8 protein-coding genes are annotated in these 10,674 nt (G+C 43.1%); 1 reads left to right on the forward strand and 7 read right to left on the reverse strand.

The window, feature by feature from the left end:
• Positions 1-791 precede the first annotated feature (791 nt).
• The 4 genes from GK108_RS26270 to GK108_RS26285 form a co-directional block, all read right to left on the reverse strand.
• A complete protein-coding gene (locus GK108_RS26270) occupies positions 792-1,814 on the reverse strand; it encodes a fatty acid desaturase (RefSeq protein WP_163954562.1) in 1,023 nt (340 codons plus the stop codon).
• A 43-nt stretch (positions 1,815-1,857) separates the two neighbouring features.
• On the reverse strand, positions 1,858-2,232 hold the full coding sequence (locus tag GK108_RS26275) for a hypothetical protein (RefSeq protein WP_212592890.1): 375 nt from the start codon (positions 2,230-2,232) through the stop codon (positions 1,858-1,860).
• 50 nt (positions 2,233-2,282) lie between these two features.
• Positions 2,283-2,462, reverse strand: coding sequence for a hypothetical protein (locus GK108_RS26280; RefSeq protein ID WP_163954563.1), 180 nt, complete (start codon positions 2,460-2,462; stop codon positions 2,283-2,285).
• Between the two features lie 453 nt (positions 2,463-2,915).
• Positions 2,916-3,368 carry a cold-shock protein gene (locus GK108_RS26285; RefSeq protein ID WP_163954564.1) on the reverse strand — a complete coding sequence of 151 codons (453 nt, stop codon included), beginning with the start codon at positions 3,366-3,368 and terminating at the stop codon, positions 2,916-2,918.
• 322 nt (positions 3,369-3,690) lie between these two features.
• Here GK108_RS26285 and GK108_RS26290 point away from each other — a divergent pair, with 322 nt between their 5' ends.
• A complete protein-coding gene (locus GK108_RS26290; protein WP_163954565.1) occupies positions 3,691-3,882 on the forward strand; it encodes a cold-shock protein in 192 nt (63 codons plus the stop codon).
• A gap of 128 nt (positions 3,883-4,010) precedes the next feature.
• On the opposite strand, the gene GK108_RS26295 is transcribed toward GK108_RS26290, so the two are convergent.
• The 3 genes from GK108_RS26295 to GK108_RS26305 all read right to left on the reverse strand — a co-directional run bounded on the left by GK108_RS26295 (position 4,011) and on the right by GK108_RS26305 (position 10,527).
• Entirely contained in the window at positions 4,011-8,312 is a 4,302-nt protein-coding gene (locus GK108_RS26295) for a T9SS type A sorting domain-containing protein (protein ID WP_163954566.1), read from the reverse strand.
• 415 nt (positions 8,313-8,727) lie between these two features.
• Complete coding sequence (locus tag GK108_RS26300) at positions 8,728-9,555, reverse strand: helix-turn-helix domain-containing protein (protein ID WP_163954567.1); 828 nt, start codon at positions 9,553-9,555, stop codon at positions 8,728-8,730.
• Positions 9,556-10,527, reverse strand: coding sequence for an aldo/keto reductase (locus tag GK108_RS26305; protein WP_163954568.1), 972 nt, complete (start codon positions 10,525-10,527; stop codon positions 9,556-9,558). It abuts the gene before it with no gap.
• Positions 10,528-10,674: the final 147 nt, after the last annotated feature.

Genomic DNA, 10,674 nt, shown 5'->3' on the forward strand with positions numbered 1-10,674 from the left:
CCCTGAAAATCTGCCATTATATAGCTCTTTGGGGCGTATTAGTTGTTCGAGGCTAAGGCAATAAGGCACTTTTTCCACATTTATTCGTGATTACATACCCAGAATTGTGGATAAACTGCCAAGCCAACCATACATAAATCATCATAACAATAGAGCTACCCCCAGCCTAAAAACTTTTTCCACGGAAATTATTGGGCCATGTCATTAACTATTCATTACGTATTGAGTCAACGATCTATGTATACGTAACGTCAGCTGTCCTTGCCTTCCACTGACTTTTACGAAGAGACCTATTAACTGACAGTGAGATATGGCATAGAGTTACGGCAGTTTTTAACCGTCTCCATAGGCAAAAAAATAAGGCAGGTCTAATCAGACCTGCCTTATCCCGCTCAATTTACCTCTTATAATTTACTTGTGTGTCGTTTCTTTACAAAGAACCGGGTCACTATGAGCAGCCCGGTTTCTATCCCTATTTACTCAAAATTGTCGTTTTGCGTCATGGCTACAAATGTAATAAAACGCGCAACAAAAATAAGTATTATTACTTATTTTTAATATAAGATTAATTACTCACCAATCATCCTGATATCAGATCGTTTATAGACAAGCCGGGAATGAGCCCTATTTACTACGTAGCTGGCATTTTAAGCACTATTTTCACGAACCACCAATACTGCCATCTGAAGTAGAAGACAGCAAAAAGCCCCATGATGGGGCTCAAAGCAAAATCAATTACGACAATATATACTATGGCTGGATTCCAGTCAACCAGATATCAGAAGCGAAAGCTATTCCTGGTTTTGAGTGACATACTTTTTCAAAAAGTCTTCTTTGCTATCTCTATAGGAAGAAACAGCCCCCAGCTTGTATAAACTAAATATATAGATCCAGGCAAAATCTAACTGAAACGGCAGAAAGCCAGCACGAGCACTACTCGGATACAGATGATGATTATTATGCCATTCACCGGAAAAAAGACCCGGTCTGAATTGATTAACAGATAAATTCCTTCTATCGAAATCAACACCTTCTACGTGTTTTATTTCGCCTTTACCATGCCCAGTGTAGTTAAAGGCTCGTACCAAAACAAACCAAAACATGGCTCCTGTAAATAAGGCACAAGCCAGCGCATGACCACCTATCATAAAGAAAGCCATGTACCAGAATGCCCAGTTTACAGCCCATAGCCCAATTGTATAGTAAGGCGAAGCAACTGAGCCCCATTTCAGATATGTCTTATAACTATTCATCCATACGCCCGTATGCTTTAAAAAACCAGCCACTTTGCCATACTCCTCCTCCGTTAGATCCTTGGCTATACTTTGGTGATTAACATCGGATAGCATACAATACATAAGGCCACCCTTAGCATTGTAGGGATCTCCCGGCTGGTCGGATTTCGCATGATGAACATGGTGAGAAACCACGTAGATCTCTTCCGGAAACGTTTTGATGACCAGATTTTGAGTAATAAATCGCCAGATTGGATGACTGAATGTGTAAGCTTTATGCGTACTATACCGATGAAACCAGATGGTGCCATGAGTACTCATGATAATCATCCCATAGAGCAGGCCAATCACCAGTAAGGGTACTGAAAAAAAGTAAACAAAAGCCATTACAGCGAAAGGAATCAGACAAACAGCCATTAGCCAGCTAATACCCGAAATCCAGTTCTTTCGCGTAGCAAATACATTTATTCTCGAAAATGCTTCAGCATACAACTCACTTGTGGTTGGAATAATCAAATCACCATTTTCATGGGACCACCCGTAAGATGGTTTTTGAAGTACTTTATCAATAAATGCCATAGGGTAATGTTTAGGCCAACAACTCTGGCGATTGGGATACGTATTAGCTGATTTTTTTGCGTTCAGGCAGAACAATTATTTCGGCCGGTACGCGGCTGTTGCTGGCAATTGCTTTGGCAAACAGCGAATGGCCTTTGGGTACCATCAAAAAGAGCTGTCCGCCATTCCGCGTAGCCAGTTGATACAGCAGCTTTAGTTTAGCGATCAGATAGTCAGTATCATTGGTTTTGAGAACGACTTCGAAATAGGACTTTTGGTCAAACTGTTTGCCCGTTACATCCGGCACAAATGACTCTCCGTCCTGCTGACGCCCGTACGCTTTTGGTTTGGCGTAGCCATCAACATTAGCCAATATATCAGTATAGCCACGTATTCTGGCCCAGTCAGCTACCTGCTGAACATATACTTGTTTATTCATAATCAAACATGGTTAGAAAGATTAATCAATTACTTGTCGGTTTCCGACGATTAATAGGTAGAAGTTATAAACTGAGGAATCAAATCGGTACGTTTTGCGGCCTGCTCTGGTGTTAAATAAAGCACCGTTTTAGGCATATCACGCACCATATATGGCTTCTTACTGGCCTCGATTAACTGGTGAGCTACTCGCTGATTTTCTTTAGCGGTTGCTTTTAGCGACTGTTTCATAGATTAATCTTTTTGAATGGTACAAGAGCAACTTTTTTGTAGTTACTGAACAGTCTAGGGCTATCTATTAAAAACAACGACAGTACATAGCCATAAATAAATCAAATAACTCACTCATAACCAGACCATATCCTGCTTACCAAAATACCCTGACAGATTATAGATCAATACGTATCAGGTAACGGATTATCCAAGCGACTATGGCTAACCTGGTAACAGAGACTATCTATAGTCCGAACAGCTATATAGGAAAAGAACACAAAACGCTCAGATAATGGCATTGATAAATAAAAACGGCAGCACGAAGGCTATATACGTGACGGTCAAATGAATACAACCGCCAGTTTATGCAAGTGGAGAGCGTATCCGGATAAAATTATCCCCTACTAAACTAACGCATAAATGCGTCAGCTATTGCTATTTAGCTAATCATGCACTCAGCGAGTGTTAAAGCTAGGCTAGTTTTCGAACCTCTATGGCACTAGGGCCCTTAGGTGTCGCTTCAATCTGGAAGCTTACTTTATCCTGTAAACTGACGGGATCGATAAGCCCATTTTTGTGAAAAAAAACCGTTTGCTGCGATTTTAGGTCTCTAATAAATCCATATCCTTTTGATTCAGTATACGAACTTACAATGCCTTCACGGGGCGCAACTTCTGCCATATCTTCTTGTCGGCTAACACCGATTACGATATCGTCAAGATCTATAGCTTTCTTTCTACTTGGGTCTGGAGGAGTAGAGGTCAGATTACCATTTTCATCAACATAGGCCATCATCGTATCCAGATCCGTACCTCTACTGGGATTGGCTTTACGATCTTCCTTTTTCTGCTCTTTATCTTTCCGCTTTTTTTGTCTGGCTTTCTCTTTTTCTTTCTTTGAAAATGTCTCCTGCGATCTGCCCATAGGTTCCTTCTTGGTCGTCTATTTAGATTATACTACTGGTGAAAAACTAATAGCCCAAATTAATCGAAACCTGGTTACCTGTTTCGATTGATTCGGGCCACATCTAATTAGCTAACCACAGTAATCGAAAATAAGTTGCCTACTGAGCTACATTAGCCAGTAACTCAGCTTATCGGCCGGTTTATAGCTGATTGACGGCGTTGTTCGTTGATTTTCTTCTGATTAGATACAGAAAAAATCCATAGACCAAAAATGGCAATTATATTCCACGGGTTAGGAATTGCCATTTTTAGTATCGTACTTCGTTTCAAATAATAAGAAAATGCAAGAAGGAACTGTAAAATTTTTCAATGAGACCAAAGGATTTGGCTTCATTAGCCCCAGTAACGGTGGAGCTGATATCTTTGTACACGCTTCAGGTCTGATTGATCAGATCCGCGAGCTGGACAAAGTGAAATTCAATGTCGAGCAAGGCAAAAAAGGCTTAAATGCCGTTGACGTAGAGAAAGCTTAATTGTAAAATATAGCAGGTCAATTATCGGAAGCATGTCTGAAAAGACATGCTTCTTTTTTTGTAGCTATTTTACACCTTTCCATTCCTAAAACAAACAAAACCAGGCATATCCGATACGTTTGGATGCGTTAATTTTTGATAACCTTGTAAGTTGATCGCGTTGCTCCGCTGACCAATTCTATAAAGTATATACCGGAAGGATAGTCGTTCATTGATAAAACGTCCTCTAATACGTCACTAACTTTAGGCCATTCTCGCACCAGTTTAGTCTTACCTGTCACATCTCTGACTGTAAGCATAACAGGAATCGTTTTAAGCACTTTCAATCGGATTGATAAAGAACTTACCGTTGGATTAGGGTAGATTTCCAGGGATGCAGAAGACAATGGCTCTGCGACTGTCAATGGAGACACTGTTAATACGGCTTCACCGTAAGCTTGCCCTACACCACAACGTTGTGTACTAACCCCAACCAACTTATATATACTGCTTGTATCTACCGGCAAACGTATATAGTGCGGAGAACTCAGGGCCTGACCAACTAGAGACCCAAATTCATTTTGCAATTCATACTGCCAGGGAGGTAACCCATTAAATCGAAGCGTCAAAACACTGGTATCGCCTTTCAGAACCGAATTTGAGCCCGTTAACGTACCGCTGACCAGCGATGATAGTTGTATGAACTGCTGGCTGGAAGCTCCTTCGATAACTGGATCACTGCTAACGACCCGAAGACGATAGTCCGTCCCTGAAGGCATGTCGGCAGGAATAACAACCGTCAGAGATTCGCCATTAGCAGTTGTTAGAAGGGGCTTAAATTGATTCCCCGTTGAATCTGATAACTGAACCGTAAACCGATTAGTGCTGCCGTATGACCCAGTTTTTGACATACGTATCGGAGCGGTTTGTCCTGCGCAGAGAATAGACGGTGCGGAAACGATACGTAGTGTTTGATTGGCGTTCGAGAGTAATTTAACCGTAATTGAACCAGTGGCTTCTCCTACACCACAACTATTTGCGATTTCAGTAATTCGATAGGTAGCCGACTCCACAGCATTAAATTGAAGCTGATTATCGGCTATCTGCGCTGTTATAGGCCTACTTCCTCCCAGCAGCACTACAGTTCCGGCATCCCCGCCCGAATTAGGTATTGAAAATCGAACAAAATCATTCGCATAAGCCGTTACCGTACCAGATAAAGCCACAGCAGGCCTGCTTGTGATAGAAACAAACCCTATTTCTTTCGACAAACGAACTGATGATAAGGAGATACTTTCGACCTTAACTTTATATCGTCCACTTTGTAAGGAATTAGGCAACGTAACGGACTGGTTAAAATCAAGCGCTGTTGTCTCCGCAATTTTTAGCCAGTAATCACTACCCGATAGCTGTAGAAAAATACCCAATTTGTGGCCAGCCTCAAAATCACCAACGGCATGGAATGAGATCGGCATGGTTTGGCCTCGGCAGATATTGCCGGAAGAAAGAGCAAAAGACCGTAGACCAGGCAGTACACGTACCGTAACCGACGTAGCGGCTTCAATAAAGCCACACTCATTCCATGCAGAATGAATTCGATAGTTCGTCGTGCGTGTTGGCTGAACAGAAAAGCCACTTCCTGACGTATTATCAAAAAACCGTCCGTCCGATAAAACAGCCGATACATTCCTGCTGGCGTTAAAGTAAAGCAGAGTCGATTGATCAGCCTGGATTTCTACTACTGTCTGTTTTCGTTCGCCGGTAAGAGAAACGCTTGAAGGCGAACTAATGCGAAGTTTATCGGAATAGGGCGATGGGTCTTTTCTAGCCAATATGGTTTGTTGATTAGCCAGAATAGCCTTTAGCTGAAACGTATATTCCTTTTCGGGTATGAGATTATCAATCAAAGCCTGAACGTAGTTAGGCCCCCCTGTTGCCGGAAATGATCGAGTTGTATTTCTTTCGTCAACAACATCAATAACAAATCGAGTAGTAGCCGGAATTATGCCAATCGCTACGTAAGGTATTGTTACGATCTTATTTCCAGGGCAATAACTTGTGCTTACAGTTCTCTGCCCGAATAGAAACGGAGCAATCTGGACAGAAGCGGTGTTTGTCGAGAACTGCTGTATACACGACTTAGAGACCGCTTTAATGGTATAGTTCGTAGGAATGACAGGGCGGTCGGGTTCACCCAGGGAATAGTTATAACTAAGCCATTTATTATTCAGCGCTCCTGAGCTAGCCCCAATCAGAACAGAATAAACCGAGCTATTGAGATAAACCTCTGACTTAGGATAAGACGAAATAACGACCGAACTTCCTTGCTGTGAACCGATTAAAGGCGGAGTATAATATAAACTCAACTGGCCAGAAGCAAAAGTAGGCGATACAGAAACGGTTACCTCATTACTGATAATACCATTATCGGCTACGACCCGTAGCCGGAAATATCCTGAGAAACTCGGTAATTGAATAGAAATTGGAGACGTACTGCCACTGCCCACATACCACCCAGACCATTGGGAGTTACTCTCACTTATTTCAACTTTATACGTTACGTTACTTGCCCAAGGGCCTGTATTGGCGAACTGGACAGTACTAAGTTGAGAAGCGCATAGGACAGCCTGACTAGGTATTTCCAAACGTGGGCCAACACTTGTTAGCTGCAAAATAGGTGTAACAGGCGAAGTAACCGCCAGGTTAACACTCCCCGTCGCCTTCCCGACGCCACATTGATTACGAACAGATTTTACTGCATAAACATTAGTTGACGGAACTTGAATGGAAAAGGTATAATCATATTTATTAGACCAAAGCCCTGAATTTACAGCCAGCCACGTACCGTCGGACAAGGTTATCTCCAATCCATCCGTACCGCCTGTGGTAGTGACATACATACTATACAGACCTGGTTTTGCCAGATTCTGCGAACCTGAATAATGAGAGGCAGTAGGTAGTGTGTTCACATAGACACCATTGACTATTGAACTGAGTAACGTATCGGCCAAACGCCTTATCTGCAGTGAGTAAATCGCAGGAGCCGTTTCATTGGGAATTTTTAGTACAAATCGATTGGCTTCAATACGCAAAACCTGAAACGTAGCGTTCACACTCAATTTCCCATCTCCCCCAACAGTACCAGCTTCCACCACAAATGCACTGGCTGGTTGCGAGACCGTAAAATTGGACGTGTAAAATAGAGAGATCTCATCGCCAGCACAGACGTGGTTTCTCGATACAGAATCAAGTCGAATACCCGGCGTTACAGAGATATTGATCTTGCCTACTGACTGGACAGAAGCCGGGCAGTACCCCGTATAAATCTGTTTTACAGAATACTCTGCCGTTTTTGTGGGTTGTAGAAAGAAGCGGTGAGAACCTGTTGTAAGTGATTCAATTAATGGGACAGTTGTGCTGTCTTGCATGATCAGCGTAGCTCCTGAAGCATTCGTGGCCTGTGCATATAGAACGGCTCTGTGCCCAAATGGAACAGACAAAGAAGTGGTGATTAATTGTAGAGTTGGAGTTGGCTTGAGATTAACATTAGGCAACGTGGCCCGAATAGCTAAGGTTGTATTTCGAACGACTAATCGGTAAGGTGCCGACAACCCATTGGTATAACTGTTTATGAGTGATTTAGGCGTAGGTATAATCAATGAATGTTCACGAAAACTGGCCTGAGTAGTGTTTACGACTTTACCATCATTCTGTATCCAGTCGACCGAAAATTGTGTCGAGGGATCTAACGATGTACTTGTTGAGAACTCTGGATAAATTGTATCGCCTGGACAAAAATTAAACGACTGATAGCCCATAAACCGGAACCCCAAAGCACTAACGTTTACAGTGGTCGAACCCGATATTTCCCCGGAACCACATGCATTTTGTACACTCGTTAGTCGATAGGTGGTCGTTTTTTCGGGAAGAACCCGAAATGAATTATCGGTATTGAATGCATAGACTTGCTCAAAACGAAGGCTATCATTTATGCGAAGTACGTAAGGCTCTCCGCCCGTAAGCAGTATTTTTAATTGGGTCGACTCCCCTCGTACAATAATAGTGGTATCGGCTGTACTTCCAATAAGCTGAGCAGTTGGCGCAGCCTTAACTACTAAGGGCCCAATCACATCGCTATACACCTGTGTGGATGATACCAGCCGAATAGAATAGGATTGTCCAATTACCAAATCATCGGGCAGCCGTATAGTTGCCGGGCTTGCGGTAATGGCTCCAGGAATGTCCTGAAATGCATTTGCATTAGCTGACCTAATCTGTAAGCGATATGAAGTTGCTGGTTCACTATTTCCTGAAATGAAAAAATTAAACGTAAAGTCTGCCCCTTTACAGATCTGTAGAGCAGGTGTTGATAAACGTAGTGAGGTGTATTGAGCAAAAATTAATTGACTAGTGGCCAGGACCAATAGAAAAATAGCAAAAAGCCAGCGCATTGTAGTGAAGAAACGGTAGGAACAGTCCCACAAATAACGTGTAGAATCCTACTTAAAACAAGGTATCAACATGTATTCTGCCAGTTTAATCAATCACACAATGCCTGCCCTTACTTTGCCCCATCAGGTGCTAATTCTCTGCATACCGCCTACGGATACATACCCACGCTTAATTTCTTGATTGACTCGTTCGACTAATTTCTTCAAGTTTTTATCAACAATAACCTGATAGGGACTTAATCCAGGCAATTCCTCTTGATCAGGCATAATTATTGTGCTTATGAAATCACAAAGTAAGGCTGTCAAATGCTTTACTAGCTTACTCAGGCAACAACATAGTCCAGTAGAGAAATAACTCTGTTTTGCAGACGTCACTTTTTGCCGATTAAGATCCAGTCTCCAATGGATACACTCATTACGTTGGAGAATGATCGTAATTCAGTGAAGTAGGCGCTATACCAAACTTTTTCTTGAATGAATAAGAGAAGTGAGAAAGACTTTCAAATCCTAATTCGAGGTAAATAGCGGAGGGCTTCTGATGTTTGGTTTCGATGAGGTGCCTGGCTTCAAGTAACCGTTTATCCTGCAGCCACTGGCGGGGCGGAGCACCGAATATTTTCAGGAAATCACGTTTGAAGGAGGCCAGGCTGCGGCCAGTGAGCTGAGCAAATTTTTCAATGGGAACATTGAAATGGAAGTTACTAATCATAAACTTTTCCAGGTCGATCTTATAAGGGGCGGAAAAGTCGAACAGGAAATTACGTAGCCCAGGCAGAGCAAGTAATAATAATTTTACGCCTTCTTTTATTTTCAGGATACCCATTTCCTCGGTCATTGCCGCCCCTGAGCTATGTGCGTAAGGAATTATAGATTGAAAATACCCCTGCAGAAATTCGTTGGCAGGAATCAGAATATTGGGTGGCCCCATGTATTTCTGGTCTACTTCGGGCTTTTCTTCTAATGCGATCTTGCGCAACAGGTCTTCCTGCAGGGATATCACGATGGTTTCATAATTCCCACCGGGCAACGGTGTTTTAGTGAGCGTGCCCAGCTGGTTTTTGCCGATCAACAATATTCCTCCACCGCTCATCGAAACGGTTTGTCCGGATGTTTCTAGCGTAAACTGTCCTGAAACCTGGCATATCAAAGTATGATGATTCCAGAAACATACCTTTTCTTTCCGCTCAGCAGAGTGGTAAGAATAGAAGATTACGCCCGGGAGAATGTCGGCTGGATTGGTCATTTACCGTTGTAAATAAGTGCCACCGAGTATGGCACCTTGTGCAAAGGTCGTGTTTAAGCGGTTCATTTCTTCTGCCGTGAATACAATATCCATCGCTGCGATATTTTCCGGCAAGCGAGACCGACGGCTCATACTGACTAACGGCATAATATGATCGCCCTGCTGGTTTACCCAGGCGATGGCTACCTGCGTTGGCGTGTACCCTTTATGTTTGGCTATTTGCTTTAATACGTCAACTTTCCCCAAGTTATGTAGTAAGTTTTCACCCTGAAAACGAGAGAAATGATTCCGATGATCATGTTCGGACAGCGGGGCTTTTAACTCACCGGTTAGTAAGCCTTCGGCCGTATTGGCAAAAGCCACAACGCCAATGCCTAATTCCTTAGCTGTTGGCAGGAGTTCGCTTTCTATTTGACGGTCGGCCAACGAATAGCCAATCTCCAACGCACTGATAGGGTAAATACTGTTGGCTATACGAAGCTGGTCAGCCGTAATTTCTGATACGCCAATGTGACGCACTTTCCCCTCTTTGATCAGGTCGGCAACCGTTCCAATGATGTCTTCTACTGGTACGCTGCCATCCATCCGGCTGGGCTGGTAAAGGTCAATGGTTTCAACACCCAAACGGGTCAGCGAGTAGTTTACAAAATTCTTGATCGCGATAGGGCGCAGATCCATCCCCAGCCATTGACCGTTGTGAAAGATGGCGCCGAATTTTACGCTAATGAAAGCATCGTCGCGCCTGCCTTTAATCGCTCTACCTACCAGCATCTCATTGTGGCCAGCACCGTAAAAATCTCCCATATTTAAAAAGTTAATACCGTTATCCAAGGCTTCGTGGATTGTGGCTATACTTTCTGCTTCGTCCGGTGTAGCGCCACCCCAGACGGAAGACATACGCATACAGCCTAAACCAAGTTTGGATACGAGCGGGCCATTGTGGCCTAATTGAATTTTTGTAATGTTTTTCATACTGCAAATATCACGGCCCCAACACAAAGCCGTTTTCTTCCACGGCTCAAATAATTTACCTCTACGGCTCATTTAAGTTAAGCCGTGAGAAGATGATTTTGTGGTGCCAACCCACAGACATAAGAATTGCCGATTGCCTATCTCTGA

The organism is Spirosoma terrae, from assembly GCF_010435915.1.
Classification (GTDB): Bacteria; Bacteroidota; Bacteroidia; order Cytophagales; family Spirosomataceae; genus Spirosoma; species Spirosoma terrae.